This window comes from Bacillus sp. FSL M8-0025, assembly GCF_037975475.1.
In the GTDB taxonomy this organism is placed as follows: domain Bacteria; phylum Bacillota; class Bacilli; order Bacillales; family Bacillaceae; genus Bacillus; species Bacillus subtilis.
Map to the genome: position 1 here is coordinate 400,375 of NZ_CP150258.1, position 19,665 is coordinate 420,039.

At 45.6% G+C, this 19,665-nt stretch carries 20 protein-coding genes; 10 read left to right on the top strand and 10 right to left on the bottom strand.

Translation table 11 applies throughout. The features are described from left to right. Positions 1-3 precede the first annotated feature (3 nt). Together MKX38_RS02030 and MKX38_RS02035 are read right to left on the bottom strand one after the other, a co-directional pair. Positions 4-561, bottom strand: a complete 558-nt coding sequence (locus MKX38_RS02030; RefSeq protein WP_339188460.1) for a YcxB family protein — start codon at positions 559-561, stop codon at positions 4-6. A gap of 53 nt (positions 562-614) precedes the next feature. After that, the gene (locus tag MKX38_RS02035) at positions 615-1,553 is read right to left on the bottom strand and encodes a DMT family transporter (protein ID WP_133953698.1); all 939 of its coding nucleotides are present in this window, start codon (positions 1,551-1,553) and stop codon (positions 615-617) included. A gap of 123 nt (positions 1,554-1,676) precedes the next feature. Here MKX38_RS02035 and MKX38_RS02040 point away from each other — a divergent pair, with 123 nt between their 5' ends. Continuing rightward, entirely contained in the window at positions 1,677-3,011 is a 1,335-nt protein-coding gene (locus MKX38_RS02040) for a PLP-dependent aminotransferase family protein (RefSeq protein WP_339188465.1), read from the top strand. Here MKX38_RS02040 and MKX38_RS02045 read toward each other — a convergent pair. The 6 genes from MKX38_RS02045 to bsdA all read right to left on the bottom strand — a co-directional run bounded on the left by MKX38_RS02045 (position 3,006) and on the right by bsdA (position 7,995). Then, complete coding sequence (locus MKX38_RS02045) at positions 3,006-3,680, bottom strand: 4'-phosphopantetheinyl transferase (RefSeq protein ID WP_339188467.1); 675 nt, start codon at positions 3,678-3,680, stop codon at positions 3,006-3,008. The genes MKX38_RS02040 and MKX38_RS02045 overlap by 6 nt on opposite strands. 104 nt (positions 3,681-3,784) lie before the next feature. Continuing rightward, positions 3,785-4,432, bottom strand: a complete 648-nt coding sequence (locus MKX38_RS02050) for a YitT family protein (RefSeq protein ID WP_014475783.1) — start codon at positions 4,430-4,432, stop codon at positions 3,785-3,787. A 320-nt stretch (positions 4,433-4,752) separates the two neighbouring features. Continuing rightward, complete coding sequence (gene tcyC / locus MKX38_RS02055) at positions 4,753-5,496, bottom strand: cystine ABC transporter ATP-binding protein TcyC (protein WP_003246629.1); 744 nt, start codon at positions 5,494-5,496, stop codon at positions 4,753-4,755. A 13-nt stretch (positions 5,497-5,509) separates the two neighbouring features. Beyond that, positions 5,510-6,214 carry a cystine ABC transporter permease TcyB gene (tcyB, locus tag MKX38_RS02060; RefSeq protein WP_003234541.1) on the bottom strand — a complete coding sequence of 235 codons (705 nt, stop codon included), beginning with the start codon at positions 6,212-6,214 and terminating at the stop codon, positions 5,510-5,512. Further along, positions 6,201-7,007, bottom strand: coding sequence for a cystine ABC transporter substrate-binding lipoprotein TcyA (gene tcyA, locus MKX38_RS02065; protein ID WP_033883665.1), 807 nt, complete (start codon positions 7,005-7,007; stop codon positions 6,201-6,203). The genes tcyB and tcyA overlap by 14 nt, the downstream gene beginning before the upstream one ends. Before the next feature lie 115 nt (positions 7,008-7,122). Then, complete coding sequence (gene bsdA / locus MKX38_RS02070; RefSeq protein WP_003246552.1) at positions 7,123-7,995, bottom strand: transcriptional regulator BsdA; 873 nt, start codon at positions 7,993-7,995, stop codon at positions 7,123-7,125. Positions 7,996-8,084: 89 nt separating this feature from the next. Here bsdA and MKX38_RS02075 point away from each other — a divergent pair, with 89 nt between their 5' ends. From MKX38_RS02075 to MKX38_RS02095, 5 genes are all read left to right on the top strand, one after another. Then, positions 8,085-8,699, top strand: a complete 615-nt coding sequence (locus MKX38_RS02075) for a non-oxidative hydroxyarylic acid decarboxylases subunit B (RefSeq protein WP_015715236.1) — start codon at positions 8,085-8,087, stop codon at positions 8,697-8,699. A gap of 2 nt (positions 8,700-8,701) precedes the next feature. Then, the gene (gene bsdC / locus MKX38_RS02080; RefSeq protein ID WP_003234529.1) at positions 8,702-10,123 is read left to right on the top strand and encodes a phenolic acid decarboxylase BsdC; all 1,422 of its coding nucleotides are present in this window, start codon (positions 8,702-8,704) and stop codon (positions 10,121-10,123) included. Between the two features lie 16 nt (positions 10,124-10,139). After that, positions 10,140-10,367, top strand: a complete 228-nt coding sequence (bsdD, locus tag MKX38_RS02085; protein WP_010886405.1) for a phenolic acid decarboxylase subunit BsdD — start codon at positions 10,140-10,142, stop codon at positions 10,365-10,367. Then, positions 10,364-10,828: a pyridoxamine 5'-phosphate oxidase family protein gene (locus MKX38_RS02090; protein WP_339188471.1), complete on the top strand. Its 465-nt coding sequence runs from the start codon at positions 10,364-10,366 to the stop codon at positions 10,826-10,828. The genes bsdD and MKX38_RS02090 overlap by 4 nt, the downstream gene beginning before the upstream one ends. Before the next feature lie 65 nt (positions 10,829-10,893). Then, a complete protein-coding gene (locus MKX38_RS02095; RefSeq protein ID WP_264099466.1) occupies positions 10,894-11,739 on the top strand; it encodes an alpha/beta hydrolase in 846 nt (281 codons plus the stop codon). Between the two features lie 40 nt (positions 11,740-11,779). Here MKX38_RS02095 and MKX38_RS02100 read toward each other — a convergent pair whose 3' ends face one another. Next, on the bottom strand, positions 11,780-13,258 hold the full coding sequence (locus MKX38_RS02100) for a peptide MFS transporter (RefSeq protein WP_029726571.1): 1,479 nt from the start codon (positions 13,256-13,258) through the stop codon (positions 11,780-11,782). Positions 13,259-13,537: 279 nt separating this feature from the next. On the opposite strand from MKX38_RS02100, the gene MKX38_RS02105 reads away from it, so the two are divergent. After that, positions 13,538-15,292 (top strand): right-handed parallel beta-helix repeat-containing protein, encoded by a 1,755-nt coding sequence (locus MKX38_RS02105; RefSeq protein WP_264099467.1) that lies wholly within the window; start codon positions 13,538-13,540, stop codon positions 15,290-15,292. A gap of 14 nt (positions 15,293-15,306) precedes the next feature. Here the strand turns inward: MKX38_RS02105 and MKX38_RS02110 are convergent, their stop codons facing one another. Next, a complete protein-coding gene (locus MKX38_RS02110; RefSeq protein WP_015252828.1) occupies positions 15,307-15,528 on the bottom strand; it encodes a hypothetical protein in 222 nt (73 codons plus the stop codon). 125 nt (positions 15,529-15,653) lie between these two features. Between MKX38_RS02110 and gerKA the strand changes: the two genes are divergently transcribed. From gerKA to gerKB, 3 genes are read left to right on the top strand one after another with little or no spacing between them, the layout of a single operon-like run. After that, on the top strand, positions 15,654-17,288 hold the full coding sequence (gene gerKA, locus MKX38_RS02115; RefSeq protein ID WP_086343453.1) for a spore germination protein GerKA: 1,635 nt from the start codon (positions 15,654-15,656) through the stop codon (positions 17,286-17,288). Continuing rightward, a complete protein-coding gene (gene gerKC, locus MKX38_RS02120; RefSeq protein WP_049141361.1) occupies positions 17,278-18,501 on the top strand; it encodes a spore germination protein GerKC in 1,224 nt (407 codons plus the stop codon). Before gerKA ends, gerKC begins: the two co-directional genes overlap by 11 nt. Positions 18,502-18,525: 24 nt before the next feature. Beyond that, positions 18,526-19,647: a spore germination protein GerKB gene (gene gerKB, locus MKX38_RS02125; protein WP_049141363.1), complete on the top strand. Its 1,122-nt coding sequence runs from the start codon at positions 18,526-18,528 to the stop codon at positions 19,645-19,647. Positions 19,648-19,665: the final 18 nt, after the last annotated feature.

A 19,665-nucleotide genomic window follows, 5' to 3' on the forward strand; every position in this document is an offset into this window, starting at 1 on the left:
CTGTCAATGCTGATCCTTTTTAAATTTGAGTTTTTTTTTTTCGGTATTTTTAAGGATAATCTCCTTGAATCTGTTCATCTCCACTTCGGAATGGAAAAAATGTTTTGGGATCGCAATATATTGTCCACTTGATGTATTGACCCTGAAGATATTTTTATATTCGAAAACAGCTGTGATTTCATTCCAATTGAAAATGAGGTCATATTTTTTAGAACATATACGAATTCCTTCTTGGTTCAGAGTATATGTTCTTTTCGATTTCATCCGTTCGTTCTTCTTGTATGCTCTGGAAAACTTCACATATAGAAGAAGGAGGAGCAGCAGTGTAAACAGAACGGACATCACGATAATCAACATACTGTTCATAAACAAGTTAAGCGCGTCACTGCCATAAACGATACGGGGCCATCCGTTAATGAAGTTAACTGCAGCAAATATGGCGCAAAACAACAGAAAGTAAAAGCATGATATTTTTGCGATTTGATAAAAAAAGATTTCTCTTACATCCTTAAAAGCGATTTCTCCTGGAAGATTGATACTTTCACTAGCATATTGAATCATACGGTAAACCTACACCTCTAACCATGTTTTTCCTTTCAGTCTAGCATAATTTCTCATTTTTTTGCAGGCATACCAGGGCGCTTTGTTTTTTTCTCCAGATTGATATTGCTCCCCACCACGCCAATCATAATACAAACAGCCCCGGCAAGATGATACCAGGCCAGGCTTTCGTTGAGAATCACAACTCCTGCAATCATCGTCACAATGGTAGATACATGATTAAAAGCGCTCATTTTAAACGCCTCAATTCGCGACAGCGTATAGTTAGACAGAAATGAAGTGACAAGTGAAGACAGCACGCCCAAATACACAATGGCGAGAACGAAGCCGGGCTCCCGGAACGGCAGAAAATAAGTGCCGACTGTTCCCGCCGCTCCGTGACGCACAAGGGCGATGGCGTTGAAGACGACAAAGCCGATGGCTGACATGATGTAGGTGAGCTCTGTCAGCTTGAACCGCTGCGTCATTTTTCTGGCAGCAGTATTGTACATCGCTGAAGACAAAGCGGATAATAGGATCAGCAAAGACCCTTTTAAGCTGGCTGATTCCACGTCAACGCCTTTCATCACAAAAATAAACATGACGCCGGCAACGGATAAAACCGTGAACCCCTTTTGCGTCCACGTTGGGCGTTCCTTTAAAACATAAGCGGCAAAGACCATCGTGAAAATCGGAATGGCTGCTTGAATAATTCCCGCTTCAGAGGAGGACGAGTACACAAGGCCGAATGCCTGAAAGCTGAAAAATAACGCGGGATACAGCAGGGCGAGCGGCAAAATGGCAATGACGTCCTTTACGCGGATTGATAGCTTTACCCAGCCGAATAAGATCGGTATAGTGGCCGCAGCAAACGCAATGGTGAACCGATGCGCCAAAATATCAAACGGCTCTGCTGTTTGCAGTGCGATTTTTACGAATAGAAAGGATAAACCGATAATGAACGAATATAAAGTAGCCGCTATATAAGCGGGGGCTTGCTGATGTTTAACCATAATGGGAAGTGCTCCTTTACCTGAATTGCAGCGCCGGTCGCTCCCTTTATTGTATGGCCGCGGTCAGAACGGTACAATGAGAAAAACAATGAACTGTACCGGTACAAAACAGGGGGAGAAGGCATGGAGAAATATATGAGTCTAGTAACGAGGATAGAGGAGATGATGCAAAGCCCCGCCTATCAAGAAGGAGACAGGCTTCCATCTATCCGTCAGCTGTCCGCCCGCTACCAAGTTAGCAAAAGCACAGTGATCCGCGCGTTGCAGGAGCTGGAAAAACGCCACCTTATCTATTCTGTTCCGAAAAGCGGCTATTATATTGTGAAAAAGACAGGGAAATCAAAAAGCGGGCAGCCTGACCCCATCGACTTTGCCACATCTGCGCCGGACCCAGATGTGTTTCCGTATCTTGATTTTCAGCACTGTATCAACAAAGCGATTGATACATACAAGAACGATTTGTTTATTTATGGGACGCCAAAGGGTCTTCCATCACTCATCCGTGTACTCCGAAAGCTCTTGGCCACTCAACAGGTATTTGCGGATGAACGGCATATTTTCATTACATCAGGTGTCCAGCAGGCGTTATCCTTGCTTTGTGCCATGCCGTTCCCAAATGGGAAAGAGAAGATCGCCATTGAACAGCCGGGCTACCATTTGATGGTCGAACAGCTTGAGACGCTCGGGATTCCCGCCATCGGGGTGAAACGAATGGAAGAAGGGCTTGATATAGCCGAGGTTGAGCGGTTATTTCAAACAGAATCGATTAAATTTTTTTATACGATGCCGCGCTTCCATAACCCGCTTGGCTGCTCATTGTCAGAGCGTGATAAACAGGAGCTTGTGAGACTGGCAGAAGCGTATGATGTCTATCTCGTTGAGGATGATTACCTCGGTGATCTGGAGGAAAATAAAAAGGCAGATCCGCTGTACGCATATGATCTGTCCTCACATGTCATCTATTTGAAAAGCTTCTCGAAAATGATGTTCCCCGGCCTTCGCGTGGGGGCGGCTGTTTTGCCCGAAGCGCTGACTGACACGTTCTATGCGTACAAAAAGCTGAACGACATCGACTGTTCGATGATTTCTCAAGCGGCATTGGAGATTTACCTGAAAAGCGGTATGTACGGCAGGCATAAGGAGAAAATCAGAGATTCTTATAAAGAGCGGTCACTGAGGCTACATCAAGCCATTCGAACTCACAGGCAGCTGGGAAGCGGACGCTTTACGTTCTCCAGCGGGCAGGCACCCTGTATGCACACCCATCTGGTGCTTCCTCAGGATCTGCCCGCCTCAAGAGTGATTCATAGACTGAAAAAACAAGGGGTTCTCCTTGAGGCGATAGACCGTCATTATTTATCAGATTATCCGAAAGAAAATCTATTAAAAATCAATATTTCCAATGTGAAAACGGAAGATATTGAGCGCGGTGTCAAGCTGTTGATGAGCCATTTATAAAAGCTCTTCGTACGAGACCATTGTGATATCCTCGGGGAAATCAGGGTGTGCGGCGCATACAGCCATTTTGTAGCCGGGATCGACCTCATACGTTTTGATATAGCATGGGGAATGGCTGTCCGGAAGCTCAATGGATACTTGTCCGTCCTGATGCAGGCACACTGAAAAGGAATCAAGCGGAAGCGATAAACCTTTGCCTTCCTGTTTGATAAAGCTTTCTTTCATTGACCATAGATGATAAAAATAGTCTGTCTGCTCGTCCTTGTCTTTTGCTAAAAGGTCGCTGTACTCTGTTTTTGAAAAGAAGCGCTTGGCGATCTCAAGGCTGATCGGTTTCGTTTTTTCGATATCTATGCCGATCGGCTGTGAATCAAACGCACCAATGACCCAGCGGCCGGAGTGAGAAATGTTGAAATGAGCGTCGGGAAGATCAGGGATGCACGGCTTCCCGTATTCCTGCGTGCTAAAGCGGATATCGGATTTGTCCAACTGATACTGCCTGCTTATGACTGAGCGAACGAGCACATCTCCCAGCAGGGTGCGGTGAGCATCTTCTTTATGATAAAATCTCCAGCATTTCTCCCGTTTTTCAGGTGATATGAAAGACATGAACCGTTCATTTTCTTCCTGTGAAAGCGGGCGGTCCATATAAATTCCGTAAATCTTCATTCTAGATCCTCCGTCTGCAAAAGATTGTCAAAACCATCCTATCATACTTCCACAAGACTCATATAGAGGAGAAAATAAAAAAACAAAGCCAAGGCGGCTTTGTTTTAGTGTACAGGCGGAGATGCTTTCACAGCGGCTGTCCGCCTTGCCACAGCATAATTCAGCAACTGGATTGACTGGGGCAATGAAAAGCGCAAAATAAGTCCGGTGAGGATGGCGGTCAAAATGGTGCCAAAACCGATCGGGCCGCCCATGCCCCATGCCGCAAACAAAATGGTTATTTCCATGCCGTTCCGCACCCATTGCACATTCCAGCCGGTTTTTTCTGTAATCAGCATCATCAGTGAATCACGCGGCCCCGCACCAAGGCCTGCTGATACGTAAACACCGACGCCGTAACCGATCAGCACTACGCCGAGAGAGAAGACGATGATCGAGCCTGTGTAGGTCGAGGGGGCAGGCAGAATGAAATTGAAAAAATCTATAAATACACCGATGAGCACCATATTCAGGAGGGCCCCAATTTTCGGCCAAGCTCTCGTAAACAATGACGTGAATCCGACGATGAGCGCTCCAATAATGATGGACCACTGGCCGACGGTAAGCCCGAAGTGCTGAAACAGGCTGTAATGAAATGCATCCCACGGACTAATGCCGAGTGCTTTTCCTTCTATCGTCAGGGATACACCAAAAGCCAAAATGATCAAACCGGCAAAATAAAATGTCCAGCGCAGAACAAGTTCTTGCTTCACGTGAGGTCCCTTCTTTCGTAAAAATCAGTCGATTGTCATTGTAGCACATCTGACAGAAGGGCGGAATAGGCGAAAGGGGCTCAACAAAAAAACAGGGCCGCCGCGGGCGCCCTGTTTCAGTGTGTTGGAAATCCCTTGCATTCGTTGTCAGGCCTGCGCTTCGGTGCTCACGAATTTCACATTCGCTGTGCTCCAATGCTCGCCCTTCCTAGACTTCAAAGGTTTTCAATCACGCTGAAAATCACAAAATCCTAAAACGAAAATCGTTTTAGGATTTTGTCAACAATCTGTAACAGGGCGCTGACGCCCTGTTTTTCTTATTACAGCGGGTTCAAAATCCGGTTCAAGAACCGCTGTGTCCGTTCTTCTTTTGGTGCGGAGAAAATTTGCTCCGGCGGTCCTTGCTCCACGATAACGCCGCCGTCGATGAAGATGACTTCATCCGCAACTTCCTGCGCGAACTTGATTTCGTGGGTCACGACGACCATGGTCCAGCCTTCATTGGCCAAGTCCTTGATAACCTTCAGCACCTCTCCGACAAGCTCGGGATCAAGCGCTGAGGTCGGTTCGTCAAACAGCATGAGCTCAGGCTGAATCGCCAGTGCGCGGGCGATGCCGACGCGCTGCTGCTGTCCGCCGGAAAGTTGGAATGGATATAAATCCATTTTGTCCTTCAATCCGACTTTATCAAGAAGCTGAATCGCTTCTTTTCTGACTTCCTCTTTGTTCCGTTTTTGCACCTGAACAGGGCCCTCCATCACATTTTCGAGGGCTGTGCGGTGCGGGAACAGGTGATACGCCTGAAACACCATTCCGGATTTTCGGCGAAGCTTTAGGATATCCGCCTGTTTCACCTTTTTGGAGAAATCGATGGAGAAATCATCAAATGCAAGTTCTCCGCGATTCGGGATCTCCAGAGCGTTCAGGCAGCGGAGCAGCGTCGTTTTCCCTGAACCTGAAGGCCCAAGTATGGCGATGACTTTTCCTTTTTCAATCTTCATATCTATCTTTTTTAAAATTTCATTTTCACCGAATGATTTGTTTAATCCTTTAACGGTAAGCATACTCGGAACCTCCTTATTTGGCCACGTAGCGGTCAAGACGCCGTTCGATGACATGCTGGACGAGTGAGAGCAGGAAGCAGATAATCCAATAAATAAAGGCTGCTTCAATATAGATCACTAAAATTTGATCAAGATTCCGCGCGCCGATTTCCTGGGCTTTTCTGAACAGCTCAGCGACCAGAATTTGAGAGGCGAGGGATGTATCTTTAATCAGGCTGATAAAGGTATTGGATAATGGCGGGATCGACACACGAAACGCCTGCGGCAAAATGACGCGGAACAGCGTTTTTTGATGTGTCATGCCAATTGTGTAGCCGGCTTCCCATTGCCCTTTCGGAACGGATAAAATAGATGCCCGAATAATTTCAGATGCATAGGCGCCGACGTTTAATGAAAAGGCGATAACTGCGCTTGGAAATGGATCTAATGTGACATTAAAGGCCGGGAACAGATAGAAAATGATGAACAATTGAACGAGAAGAGGAGTGCCGCGTATTGCGGATACGTATACGCTGAACACCCATCTCAAAGGTCTCACTTTCGACATTCTGGCAAGCGCCGTAATCAGCGCCAGGATCATTCCGAATATAAAGGAAAGAATCGTAAGGGGAATCGTATAGTAGATTCCCCCTGAAAGTATCGGCCAGAATGACTGCTGCACCAGATCCCACGGGATCGCCGTGCCAAGCGTCAATGCCGGCAGATTATTTAGAAACATCTTCGCCGAACCATTTTTTAGAAATTTTAGAAAGAGTCCCGTCCTCTTTCATTTCTTTTAATGCTTTGTTGACTTGATCAACAACCTCGCCGCTTCCTTTACGGAACGTGAAATATGTTGACTGAGGCTCACCTGTTTCAAACGCGATTTTCACGTTTTTATTGCCAGATGTTTTTAAGTAGTTCAATACGGCAAGCTTATCGTTGTATGTCATATCGACGCGGCCTTGCTGGATCATTTGAAGGGCCTGCGCCATGCCTTCAACGCCTTCTACTTTCGCGCCGGCATTTGTAGCTAATTTGTTGTAGTTGCTTGTCAGTGATTGAGCTGACGTTTTTCCTTTTACATCTGCTTCAGACTTAATATCGTTGTTGTCTTTTTTCGTTACGACAACGGCACTTGATGTTGTGTATTTATCTGAGAAATCATATTGATTTTCACGATCTGTTTTTCCGACTTGGTTGGCAACAACGTCAAACCGTTTGGAATTCAGGCCGGCAAACATACTGTCCCACTGTGTTTCCTTAAAGTCGACTTTAAGCCCGAGGCGTTTTGCGACTTCTGTGATAACTTCGACATCATAGCCAGTCAGTTTATCAGTGTCTTTGTCGTGGTAAGTGAACGGCTCATATGTTCCTTCCGTTCCGACTGTGAGCACACCTTTTTTCTTAATTGAAGCCCAAAGATCGCCACCTTTGGCATTATCTTTTGACTGATTGTCATTTCCTGCTCCGCAAGCTGCAAGAGCTGCAATACTTACGACCATGAATAAAGCCAATAATGCTTTTTTCATCTTATTCCCCACTTTTCTGGTTGATTTTATTGAAATAAAAAAATAGCTTACAAATCTAAAGGATAACTTTTTTTTAGTATGAGTCAAGTAATTGGTTTTCATAAGGCGAAATCTTTTAAAATAAATCCAAAAATTGCTGTGCCGGTTTAGGCAAATAACTGTCCGTTCTCCACATGACAGCCGGTGTCATAATGAAGGGATTATTTTCGATATGGACGGTGTGAACGTGATTTCTCATATGAACGGGAATCATTGTGACAGGCAAAATAGACGCGCCGAATCCGGATGACACGAGGCTGAGCAAAGTTGCAGAGTCGTGGCATTCACAAACAATGCGCGGCTCCAGGTTCAAACGATGAAATTCATTCATGACCTGATTATAGACGCCTTTTCCGTTGACAGGCCGCAGCAGGATCAGCGGAAATGAAGGAATGTCCACCATCTTAATGGTGTCTCCGCACGGATATCCGGCTTCATCTGAAAGCACGAGCACACATGGAATGTCATCAAGCTGCTTGAATTGTACTGTGTCACTTTTGATCAGTGTTGTCGTGACCGCCGCATCGATTTGCCGGCTTTCCAGCAGCTCCAACAGTGTCGCGGGCTCATTTTCCCAAATATTAAAGGTGAGATGGGGGTATCTCTCTTTGATCTGTGTTACTTTTTCAAGCATCAGAGCCGCGCAATAAATTGTTGATCCCACGGCAAGTGTGCCGGCTACTTCCTCCTTCAGCTCCTGTACCTCAATGACTGCATCTTCAAACCTATGCAGAATCTCTTTTGCTCTTTTTAGAAAAACAGCTCCTTCATATGTAAGAGTCATTTGTTTTTTCTTGTTCCGGTCGAACAGAACAACACCAAGCTCGTCCTCCAGCTGTTTGAGCTGCCTGCTTAAAGGCGGCTGCGCCATGTGAAGCTTTTTGGCTGCGGACGTGATTTTCTGTTCTTGGGCAATGGTAATGAAATATCGAAGCTGGCGAATGTCCAAAAGAAAGCGCCTCCTTATCATACCTTTTAGGTATGAAATATAGATTTAATAGATATTTTTCATATGGATATATCAGGAGTATGATTGAAATGAAAGCAGAATTCAAGCGTAAAGGAGGGGGCAAAGTGAAACTCGTTGTCGGAATGACAGGGGCAACAGGGGCCATTTTCGGGGTCAGGCTGCTGCAGTGGCTGAAGGCCGCCGGAGTGGAAACCCATCTCGTTGTGTCTCCTTGGGCAAACGTCACGATCAAACACGAAACAGGCTATACCTTACAAGAAGTAGAACAACTGGCCACATACACTTACTCACATAAGGATCAGGCGGCAGCCATTTCAAGCGGGTCGTTTGATACCGATGGAATGATTGTTGCGCCGTGCAGCATGAAGTCTCTCGCAAGCATTCGCACCGGAATGGCGGATAATCTGCTGACACGTGCGGCGGATGTCATGCTCAAGGAGAGAAAAAAACTCGTCCTCTTAACGAGAGAGACGCCTTTGAACCAAATTCATCTCGAAAATATGCTAGCGCTTACGAAAATGGGCACCATCATTCTTCCTCCGATGCCGGCATTTTATAATCAGCCGAGAAGCTTAGAGGAAATGGTTGACCATATTGTTTTTAGAACGTTGGACCAATTCGGCATTCGGCTTCCTGAAGCGAAGCGCTGGAATGGGATTGAAAAACAAAAAGGAGGAGCTTGATCATGGCTTATCAAGATTTCAGAGAATTTCTCGCTGCCCTTGAAAAAGAAGGACAGCTGCTTACAGTGAATGAAGAGGTAAAGCCGGAACCGGATTTAGGGGCCGCCGCACGGGCAGCCAGCAATCTTGGCGATAAAAGCCCTGCGCTCTTATTTAACAACATTTACGGCTATCATAACGCGCGAATTGCGATGAATGTCATCGGCTCTTGGCCAAACCATGCCATGATGCTGGGCATGCCGAAAGACACACCGGTAAAAGAACAGTTTTTTGAATTCGCAAAGCGTTATGACCAGTTTCCGATGCCGGTCAAACGTGAGGAAACAGCGCCATTTCATGAAAATGAAATCACAGAAGATATCAATTTGTTCGATATACTGCCTCTTTTCAGAATTAACCAGGGTGATGGAGGCTACTATTTAGACAAAGCATGTGTCATTTCCCGTGATCTTGAGGACCCTGACAACTTCGGCAAACAAAATGTCGGCATTTACAGAATGCAAGTCAAAGGAAAAGACCGCCTTGGCATTCAGCCTGTCCCGCAGCACGATATTGCAATCCATCTGCGCCAAGCTGAAGAACGCGGCATCAACCTTCCGGTCACTATTGCGCTCGGCTGTGAGCCGGTCATTACAACGGCGGCATCGACTCCGCTTCTCTATGATCAATCAGAATACGAAATGGCAGGTGCGATTCAAGGCGAACCATATCGCATCGTCAAATCAAAGCTGTCTGATCTTGATGTTCCGTGGGGCGCTGAAGTGGTGCTTGAAGGTGAGATTATTGCCGGAGAGCGCGAATATGAAGGGCCGTTCGGTGAATTCACAGGCCATTATTCCGGCGGACGCAGCATGCCGATTATCAAAATTAAACGCGTCTATCACAGAAACAATCCGATCTTTGAACATTTATACTTAGGCATGCCTTGGACAGAATGCGATTACATGATCGGCATTAACACATGCGTGCCGCTTTATCAGCAGTTAAAAGAAGCGTATCCGAACGAAATTGTGGCAGTGAACGCCATGTACACACACGGTTTAATCGCGATTGTTTCCACAAAAACCCGCTATGGCGGATTTGCGAAAGCGGTCGGCATGCGCGCACTCACAACGCCGCACGGACTCGGCTACTGCAAAATGGTCATAGTCGTTGATGAGGATGTCGATCCATTCAACCTTCCGCAGGTCATGTGGGCGCTTTCGACCAAAATGCATCCGAAACATGATGCGGTCATCATTCCGGACTTATCTGTCCTGCCGCTTGATCCGGGATCCAATCCATCAGGAATCACTCACAAAATGATTCTCGACGCCACTACACCGGTTGCGCCGGAAACAAGAGGCCATTATTCACAGCCGCTTGATTCTCCGCTAACAACGAAAGAATGGGAACAAAAACTAATGGACTTAATGAATAAATAAGGAAAGGATGTTCGAAATGCATACATGTCCTCGATGCGACTCAAAAAAGGGAGAAGTCATGAGCAAATCGCCTGTAGAAGGCGCATGGGAAGTTTATCAGTGCCAAACATGCTTTTTTACATGGAGATCCTGTGAACCGGAAAGCATTACAAATCCCGAAAAATACAATCCAGCGTTTAAAATTGATCCAAAGGAAACAGAAACAGCAATTGAAGTTCCGGCGGTGCCGGAACGAAAGGCTTGATCCGCTTGAACTGTATGTCAGACCGTCTCTTTGAGCTGCTTGACGGGAGCTGCCTGAATGAGAAGCAGCATGAGGCCTTCGTTCTGCAAACAGTATCAGAGGATGGCTGGCGGCATTCCGCTATGATCAGTGCAGGTGAAATCATCGCGCTGAGCCGAACTGATATCCGAATCGCTCTGTGGAAAAACACAATGACTTCGGCCAACATCCTTCGCACAGGAAAAGCACAGTTCACGGCGTGGTGGAAGGGAGCGGCCTATTATGTAAAGCTTGAATGCGCGCCTTTACCGCCTTTGAAAGATGCCGAATATGAAAGAGACCGTTTTTCCTGCCGCATCGTTTCAGTGAAGGAGGACGTTGCGAAATACGCTGATTTGACTTCAGGTGTCCGTATACAGCTTCACAGCGCTGAAGAGGTGCTGAGCAGATGGGAAAAGACCCTGGAAGATTTAAAGCGGTAATATCGATAGCCTGACGCCATGCGTCAGGCTTTTTTTATATAATGAAAACAAAGGGGGCGTGAGAAATGGAACGTGCGGGGATCTGTCACTCGGACGGCTTTGATTTAGCTTATCGAATTGAGGGCGAGGGCGCACCCATCCTTGTGATCGGGAGTGCGGTTTACTATCCGCGCCTTTTTTCCTCAGATATCAAACAGAAATATCAATGGGTCTTTATCGACCATAGGGGATTTGCTAAGCCTAAGCGGGAGCTTCGTGAGGAGGATTCGAGGCTTGATGCCGTCTTGGCTGATATCGAAAGGATGAGAACATTTCTTCAGCTTGAGGATGTTACTATCCTGGGACATTCCGGGCACGCTTTTATGGCTTTAGAGTATGCCAGGACATATCCCAAACAAGTTCGGAAGGTGGCGCTCTTCAATACTGCGCCTGATAACAGTGAAGAAAGACAGCGAAAAAGCGAATCATTTTTCATGGAAACAGCCAGCCTTGAGAGAAAGAAACGCTTTGAAAAAGACATCGCGAATTTGCCGCAGGGCATCGACAAAGATCCTAAAAGGCGCTTTGTGCACATGTGTATTCGCGCTGAAGCGAAAAGCTTTTATCAAGAGCGGCCGCATGCTGCGGCCTTATGGGACGGTGTATTCACGAATATGCCGATCATGGATGAATTATGGGGCAAAACATTTGCCCGGCTTGACCTTATTCAGCGGTTAGCTGATGTTCGTATGCCGGTGTATATCGGATTAGGGAGATATGATTATTTGGTTGCGCCTGTTGCGCTATGGGATGCTGTTGACGGTTTATATCCCCATGTGGATAAGGTTATTTTTGAAAAGAGCGGCCATCAGCCGATGCTGGAAGAACCGGAAGCCTTTGATCAAAGCTTCAGCAAATGGCTGGATCAATAAAAAAACAGCCCGCAGATCAACATCCGCGGGCTGTTTCTGATTATAAGACCCCTTTCATCGCGCGTTTGATTACCGGCGAGAGCAGCAGGAGAATACCGCCAAGAACGATAGAAATCAAACCGATGGTGCCGAAGTACATTGTTTCAGGAATTTTATCAAACAATCCGGCTACTTGGGCATTGATCGCTTGGGCTGCTGCGTTCGTCAGAAACCACATACTCATTGTCTGTGCAGAGAAGGCAGCTGGGGCCAGTTTCGTTGTCACGGATAAACCGACTGGAGACAGGCACAGCTCTCCAAGCACGACAAGCAGGAAGCTGAGAACGAGCCAAAGCGGGCTTACGAGTGCTTCTTTTCCTTGCATAGCAGGGAATACCATAATGATAAATGACAATCCGGCTAAAATAATTCCGATTGAGAATTTAACTGGTGTAGACGGCTGGCGTTTGCCAAGCTTCATCCAGAGCCATGCGAATATTGGTGCAAAAATGACAACAAACAATGGATTTAATGATTGGAACCAAGATGACTGAAGTTCGAATCCGCCCAATGAAAGTCTTATGCGTTCATCAGCGTATACCGCAAGAATGGTCGCTCCCTGTTCCTGAATGGCCCAGAACATGACAGCACCGATAAACAAAGGAACGTAAGCGGCAAGACGGGATTTTTCTGTTTTGTCCGCTTTTTTGCTTGTAAACATGATGATGAAATAAATCACAGGAATCAAAATACCGAGAATACTTACAAGGTCGATAAAACGATTGATCGTCAGCACGCCTGTTTGTACAGAGATAATCACTGCGATCGCCACAATGATAACACCGATTCCGGTGCCAATTGCAGATTTTTTAGACAGCGGATTCGGCACATTGGAACCTGCAAGCCCGAGGTTTTTCTTTCTTGTCAAAGCAAAAACGATAAGTCCGAGAAGCATTCCGACCGCGGCAGCTCCGAAGCCGAGATGATAGTTGTACTTCTGTCCGAGTGTTCCGACAATTAACGGTGCAAGTAAACCACCGAGGTTAATCCCCATGTAGAAAATACTGAAACCTGAGTCGCGGCGCGGGTCTTCTTTCGTGTAAAGATCCCCAACCACGCTTGAAACGTTTGGTTTTAATAAGCCTGTTCCGACAATAATAAGCACCATGCTGATATAGAATGCGATCGCGCTGCCCGGATAGGCGAGTGCAATGTGGCCGAACATAATGAATATGCCGCCGTAAAACACGGTGTTTGCGGTACCGAATACCCGGTCAGCGAGCCATCCGCCAATAATGGTGGACATGTATACGAGTGATCCGTAAATCGACATAATGGCAACCGCAGTGCCCTTGTCAAAGCCGAGCCCTCCGTTTACCGTCTCTGTATACAAATAGTAAAGTAAGATTGCTCTCATTCCATAGTAAGAGAAACGCTCCCAAAATTCGGTGAAAAATAGTGTAAATAGTCCTCGCGGGTGACCAAAGAACCCTTTTTGCGGGACGCTTTTAATGATACTTTCGTTATCAATCGAAGCCATGTCAGCCAAACCCTTTCTAAAAAAAGTGTATTATAAAAATCATATTCTTATATAATACTTGTGTCAATATAATTTATACTCATTTCAAATAGTTCCATATTGGAAAAATTATAAATACCTAAAAATAGTGATTTCCTCCTAATTTTTAAACTTTTTATCGTGAGATTTTCTTACACAACTATTCCTTTATATTTTTTTAATAAAATTTTAGAGAAATGTACAAGCAGATCGGGCCTTTGTGAGTAACATGATAGTAATCATAGAGAAGGAGGCTCGCAATTGGCTGAATTCATATTAAATGCAGCGGATTTCGGTGTTCCTGGAGATGGTAAAACGGATTCGACAGAACGGATTAATCAGTGCCTCAGTACAGCTGTTTCGAAAGGCTATCATACTGTCTGGTTTCCAAAGGGAACATATTTAATAGACGCAACGCTTGGCGGAGATCTTAATCAGAGGTTTCGAAACGCGGGGATCATTGTTCCCGGCAACCTTGAGATTATGATGGACCCCGAATGTATCATGAAAGTGATACCGAATAGTTCGTGGGGTTATTCCGCATTTTATGTAGGCAAGCAAGAGAATATAACCATTTCCGGGGGACAAATTATCGGCGAACGGGATGAGCATACGTATGCCTCGGCAGGGATAAGGTCAACCCATGAATGGGGCTTTGGCATATGTATTGAAGGATGCTCGAATGTTGTCATTGATGATGTGAAAATATCCGATTTTACTGGCGATGGGATCATAGTCAGCCCAAGGGGATTAAAGACCAATCAAGATTATCAAACGTCAGAGCAAATTATCATCCGCCGCTGTGAGGTTCGGCGGTCAAGGAGAAATAACATTTCCATTACCGGATGTGACATGGTCACGGTGGAGGAATGCTTGATTGAAGATGCCGGAACGGGGAATGGAACAGCGCCGAAATTCGGAATTGACATTGAAGGATATGGCGAAGGTGACGTTGATTATGAGGAACCGATTAATGTATCAATTCGCAATAACCACTTTGTTGGAAACGTTTCAAGTTCTGTGACCAATTTTAACGGGTATGGCATTTTAATAGAAGGAAATCACTCTGACAATACAATCAGCTACGGATATGGGACGCAAACAGTGATCAAGGGAAATATTCTGAGACGCCCTGAAGACGCGGCGGCTGCGCCAAGAGTCGGGATAACCGGACTCGGTGTATCACAAGGAAAAGAGACCAGTGATGCAGTGATCGCTGGCAACCTCATTACCGGATTTTCAACTGGAATTGATGTCAGGGGAAAGAGCGTTCTTGTGACCAACAACAAAATCAGCAACTTTGAAAACACAGGGATATTGGTTTACCAGTCTTCCGACGTAAAGGTAGACGGAAACCAAATTCAAAACGGACTGTCTGAAACAAGGCGCAGCATCGGTCTTCGCGCAGTGCTGTCAGATGACATCGCTTTTCTGAATAACTGCCTCATTCAAGTCGTTGACGGTGTGAACGTTTCCGGCGGAAATATGATCATTAAAGATAATCTCCTGAGAAAATTCAGCCGGGGCATCTGGATTGCTCAAGGGAACGCGGTGATTGAAGGGAATACACTGAATCCTGACGCGTTTGAAGCAGTGACGGAATCATATTCTGTTTCCGTCACAAACAATGCCAGCGCCATCATCAAAAACAATACATTTAAAGAGTTCAAAAATTACCCCATTTACTGCTCCACAAGTGCAAAAACCTCAATTATCGGCAACCACTTAGAGAGATCTCCGCTTTTGGTCACCATCTATATCAGCGCCGGTGTGCATGAGATTTTTGATAATACCATTTCAGTCAACAGAACAGCCGGGAATCCGATTGTGATTTATCTCAATGGCTCTGCAGGCTCTATCATCTCAGGAAACACCATCAATAACCTCTCCGCGGGCACTGCGACAGCTATTCAAACAAACACGTCAACCAACTCCAAAATCATCGGCAACCGCATTTTTAAAGGGACAATCAACAAACACAGCAGTGATGCAATAGACGGCAATATTATCGTCTGAAAAAAGCGCCCCCTCTAGGGGTTCTTTTTTTTCGATTTATAGATCACGTACATTTCTCTCACAAGTACTAAAACAAAAAATAAAATTACAACCCATTCCGCAAATGTTGTCATCTTAAAGCTGGACATATTGTTATAAACGGCTTTTGTTAAACTGAACCCTTGAAGCATGTCCATCAATACAGAAATAGCTAATAAACAAATTAATATGACTCCAGTCACGCCCAATATCTTCATGCTTCATCATCCTCCGCTTTTAGTGTCTATCGTTGGCGGAGAAGTTATACCGCATCTAACCCTAATGCATAATCTCAATTTTAAAAGGAAGAATATGAGAAAACGACAAGGAAAGGTATTTGTGTATGCCTTTATTTTCTAAGCGAAAGAACAATACCGATTCAAAAGACAAGCAGAATACAGACGAAAGGAACCAGGAACAGCAGCAAGAAAAAGAAAGGCCGGTTCTCATTTCTCCAAGTTTGGCAAAGAATATAGCGGAAACGAAAAAGGAAGTCGGAAGCAGCTCTGACGTCATCATTCGCGAGATTAAAATCGGGGAGCAGGATCATGTCCACCTAGCTGTTATCTATATTGCTGGGCTGGTCGATAATAACACGATCCATGAGTCGTTAATTGACCCATTGGTACAGGATGAGTCTATCCAGAATACTCATGCGATCCAGCAAATTCTTGAAAAAACGCTCCCGCTGGGCGGGGTGAAAGCGGAAAAGAGCTGGGACAAGCTTTTTTCCGAGTTAATGCTCGGCAATGCGCTCATTTTTGCTGATGGCCATGATGAAGCTTTGATTTGCAGCACTCAAGGGGGAGAGCAGCGCTCCATCCAAGAGCCGAGCACCCAGGTGTCATTCCGCGGTCCGCGCCAAGGGTTTACAGAGTCTCTGCAAACCAATATTTCCATGATCCGGCGATACATTAAAAATCCGAATTTATGGGTTGAAAAAATGAAAAAAGGTTCTGTTACGAATACGGATATCGCTCTCATGTACATTCAAGGAATATGCGATGAAAAGGTGCTGAAGGAAGTGAAGCAGCGCCTGGAAAAAATAGATATTGACAGTATTTTGGAATCTGGATATATTGAGCAGCTGATTGAAGATGAAACCTTTACGACGTTTCCGACTATGTATCATACAGAACGCCCTGATGTAGTAGCGGGTAATCTGTTAGAAGGAAGATTCGCGATTATTGTGGACGGAACACCGTTTGTGCTTATTGCCCCGGCCTTATTTGTCCAGTTTTTTCAGTCTGTTGAGGATTATTATTCGCGTTTTGACATTGCGACAAGCATAAGAATTCTTCGTGTTTTAGTCTTTTTCATTTCGCTTGTGGCTCCGGCTGTATACGTGGCAGCCACGACGTTTCATCAAGAAATGATACCGACTCAGCTGTTAGTGGTCATTGCGGCCCAGCGGGAAATTGTCCCGTTTCCGGCTGTTGTGGAGGCGCTGACGATGGAGGTTGCTTTTGAGATTCTGAGGGAAGCGGGATTCAGGCTGCCCCGGGTTGTTGGCTCGGCAGTGTCAATCGTAGGCGCGCTCGTAATCGGCCAGGCTGCCGTACAGGCTGGTATCGTCTCTCCGGCAATGGTGATTATCGTGGCACTCACCGCGATTGCGAGCTTCGCAACACCGGCGTTTGCAATGGCGATTTCAGCCCGGCTTATTCGGTTTATTTTTATTATTGCCTCAGCTGTTATGGGTTTTTACGGGCTGATTTTAGGGATCATTATGATGTTTGTCCACTTATGCAGTCTTCGTTCATTCGGCGTTCCATATATGTCGCCGCTTGCACCCTTTTCTTCACAAGGCGTAAAGGACGCGCTTTTCCGGGTTCCGTGGTGGGCCGATGAAAAAAGGCCGGAATCGGTCAGCAAGGAAGATAAGGTGCGGCAGGGGCAAGATCAACGCCCAGAGCCGGCCGCTTCACGAGGAATGGTGAACAAAGATTTGGAAGAAGGGGATCAGAATGGTACGTAAATGTCTATTAGCCGTTCTCATGCTTTTGAGCGCCATTGTGCTGCCCGGCTGCTGGGATAAGAGGGAGCTGACGGATCTTGCGATTATCTCGGCGATTGGCATCGATCGGACAAACGACAGCAACTACGTGCTGCATCTTCAAATTATCAATCCAGGAAATGTTGCCGGCGGCCTTCAGGGAGGCGGTGCTGGAGACAGGCCGCCTGTATATGTCTATTCGATTGAAGGTAACAATATAACGGAAGCACTCAGAAAAGCCTCCATGAAGGTATCACGGCGGCTTTATTTTGCCCATACCAATCTAGTCGTGATCAATGAAAAGCTGGCAAAAGAAGAAGGTTTGGATTTTGTATTAGATAATCTTGACCGGGACACAGAATTCAGGACAACAGCAACATTCGTCGTTGCCCATAAAACAAAAGCAGAAAATATTGTGAAAATCTTGACGCCAATTGATAAAATTCCATCAAATAAAGTCAATAAAACCTTGGATTTCACGGAGGCGCAATACGGGCGGGTGGTCAAAACCAATATTCAGGACGTTTTGAAAACACTTGCCGCCAACACTATGGCACCGGTCATCCCCGGATATATGATGATTGGTGACGATAAAAAAGGAGTCAGCATGGAAAACACGCAGGCGACTGACCCGAAAGCCATTCTTCAGGCAGATGGTCTGGCGGTTTTTGATAAGGCAGGATATTTAAAGTATTGGCTGGAAGATGATGAAAGCGTGGGGGCAGTCTGGCTTATGAATAAGATCCAGCATACGTTTATTAATGCTGACTGGGGCAAGACGAAGGATGCGGTCAGCTTGCAGGTTACCCATCAAGATACAAAGCTGGTACCGAAAATGCGGAACGGACGTCCGTACATCCATGTGAAAGTGTCGGTTGAAGGTATTATTGATGCTGTCAAATACCCTTTCCAATTGTCTGATCCCAAGGTGCTGGCCGCTATTGAAAAAGCGCTCAACAAAGAGCTTGAAAAGGAAATCAGCCATACTGTGAAAAAGATTAAGAAGAATAAAATAGATTTTATCGGTTTTGGTGACACGATATATAGAAAGTATCCGGAGCAGTGGGAGAAAATGAAGGACACATGGGACAAAGAATATTTGCCCGAACTGCCCATCGATGTGAAGGCCGAGACGTATATCAGAAGGACGGGATTGCGAAACGATCCGATCAAACACCAGTTTAAAGATGATTAGGTCTGAAGAAAGGGGAAGTGACAGATGGAAAAAGCCAGAATAAGCATAAGGCAGCTGTTTGTCATGATTATCATTTTTGAACTGGGCAGCTCCTTATTGATTACACCGGGATCAATGGCGGGCAGGGATGCTTGGATAGCAGTTTTATTAGGCTGTGCGATCGGACTGTTTCTTTTCTATTTGTATCAAGGCATTTATCAATGTTATCCGAATTCTTCTCCGAAAGAATATATGGATGATATGCTGGGAACCAAGCTGAGCTGGCTGTTTTCATTTCTCTATATATTGTACTTTGCCTATATTGCCGCAAGGGTGCTGCGTGACTTTGGAGAAATGCTGCTGACGTTTGCTTATCATGATACACCTATCATTATTGTAAATGCTTTATTAATGGTAGTAAGCATATATGCCGTAAGAAAAGGAATTGAAGTACTCGCACGCGCTGCCGAACTTCTTTTCGGGGTCATGTATTTACTGGGCGCGATCGGGCTCGTGCTGATTATTGTCTCAGGCACTATAGACCCGCACAATTTAAAGCCGGTTTTGGCAAACGGTATTTCTCCTATCCTTCACTCTGTTTTCACGCAGACCATGTACGTCCCATTTGGTGAAGTCGTTTTATTTGTGATGATTTTCCCTAACCTGAATGACAGAAAAGATGTGAAAAAAATGGGGATGATTGCCATGGCTATTAGCGGATTGGTTGTGGCGCTCACCGTGGCGATTAATATCATCGTGCTTGATGTTGATCTTACACTCAGATCCCAGTTCCCGCTTTTAAGTACGATTCAGACAATCAAGGTCGAAGAATTTTTAGACCGGCTCGATGTCTTTTTTATGCTGGCGCTGATCATCGGCGGCTTCTTTAAGGTCAGCCTCTACTTATATGCCACTGTGGTTGGGACATCTACGCTCTTTAAGGAAAAGAATCCCTCTCAATTGGCTTATCCGATGGGATTGGGCATCTTAATCCTTTCTTTAACGATCGCAACTAACTTTTCAGAGCACTTGAACGAAGGCTTGAACGTGGTGCCGCTGTATATTCATTTGCCTTTTCAATTATTGTTTCCGCTCTTTCTGTTTATTGTGGCTGTTTGGAAAAAGAAACGAAGAGAGAAGTCAAAAGGGACAGGAGCAAAGGAATGATAAAAAGAGCGGGGGGGA

Excerpts from the sequence above, each read along its gene's own strand:
- MKX38_RS02030 (WP_339188460.1), bottom strand. The coding sequence starts at position 561 with ATGATTCAATATGCTAGTGAAAGTATCAATCTTCCAGGAGAAATCGCT.
- MKX38_RS02035 (WP_133953698.1), bottom strand. The coding sequence starts at position 1,553 with ATGGTTAAACATCAGCAAGCCCCCGCTTATATAGCGGCTACTTTATAT.
- MKX38_RS02040 (WP_339188465.1), top strand. The coding sequence starts at position 1,677 with ATGGAGAAATATATGAGTCTAGTAACGAGGATAGAGGAGATGATGCAA.
- MKX38_RS02045 (WP_339188467.1), bottom strand. The coding sequence starts at position 3,680 with ATGAAGATTTACGGAATTTATATGGACCGCCCGCTTTCACAGGAAGAA.
- tcyC (WP_003246629.1), bottom strand. The coding sequence starts at position 5,496 with ATGCTTACCGTTAAAGGATTAAACAAATCATTCGGTGAAAATGAAATT.
- tcyB (WP_003234541.1), bottom strand. The coding sequence starts at position 6,214 with ATGTTTCTAAATAATCTGCCGGCATTGACGCTTGGCACGGCGATCCCG.
- tcyA (WP_033883665.1), bottom strand. The coding sequence starts at position 7,007 with ATGAAAAAAGCATTATTGGCTTTATTCATGGTCGTAAGTATTGCAGCT.
- MKX38_RS02075 (WP_015715236.1), top strand. The coding sequence starts at position 8,085 with ATGAAAGCAGAATTCAAGCGTAAAGGAGGGGGCAAAGTGAAACTCGTT.
- bsdC (WP_003234529.1), top strand. The coding sequence starts at position 8,702 with ATGGCTTATCAAGATTTCAGAGAATTTCTCGCTGCCCTTGAAAAAGAA.
- bsdD (WP_010886405.1), top strand. The coding sequence starts at position 10,140 with ATGCATACATGTCCTCGATGCGACTCAAAAAAGGGAGAAGTCATGAGC.
- MKX38_RS02095 (WP_264099466.1), top strand. The coding sequence starts at position 10,894 with ATGGAACGTGCGGGGATCTGTCACTCGGACGGCTTTGATTTAGCTTAT.
- MKX38_RS02100 (WP_029726571.1), bottom strand. The coding sequence starts at position 13,258 with ATGGCTTCGATTGATAACGAAAGTATCATTAAAAGCGTCCCGCAAAAA.
- MKX38_RS02110 (WP_015252828.1), bottom strand. The coding sequence starts at position 15,528 with ATGAAGATATTGGGCGTGACTGGAGTCATATTAATTTGTTTATTAGCT.
- gerKA (WP_086343453.1), top strand. The coding sequence starts at position 15,654 with ATGCCTTTATTTTCTAAGCGAAAGAACAATACCGATTCAAAAGACAAG.
- gerKC (WP_049141361.1), top strand. The coding sequence starts at position 17,278 with ATGGTACGTAAATGTCTATTAGCCGTTCTCATGCTTTTGAGCGCCATT.
- gerKB (WP_049141363.1), top strand. The coding sequence starts at position 18,526 with ATGGAAAAAGCCAGAATAAGCATAAGGCAGCTGTTTGTCATGATTATC.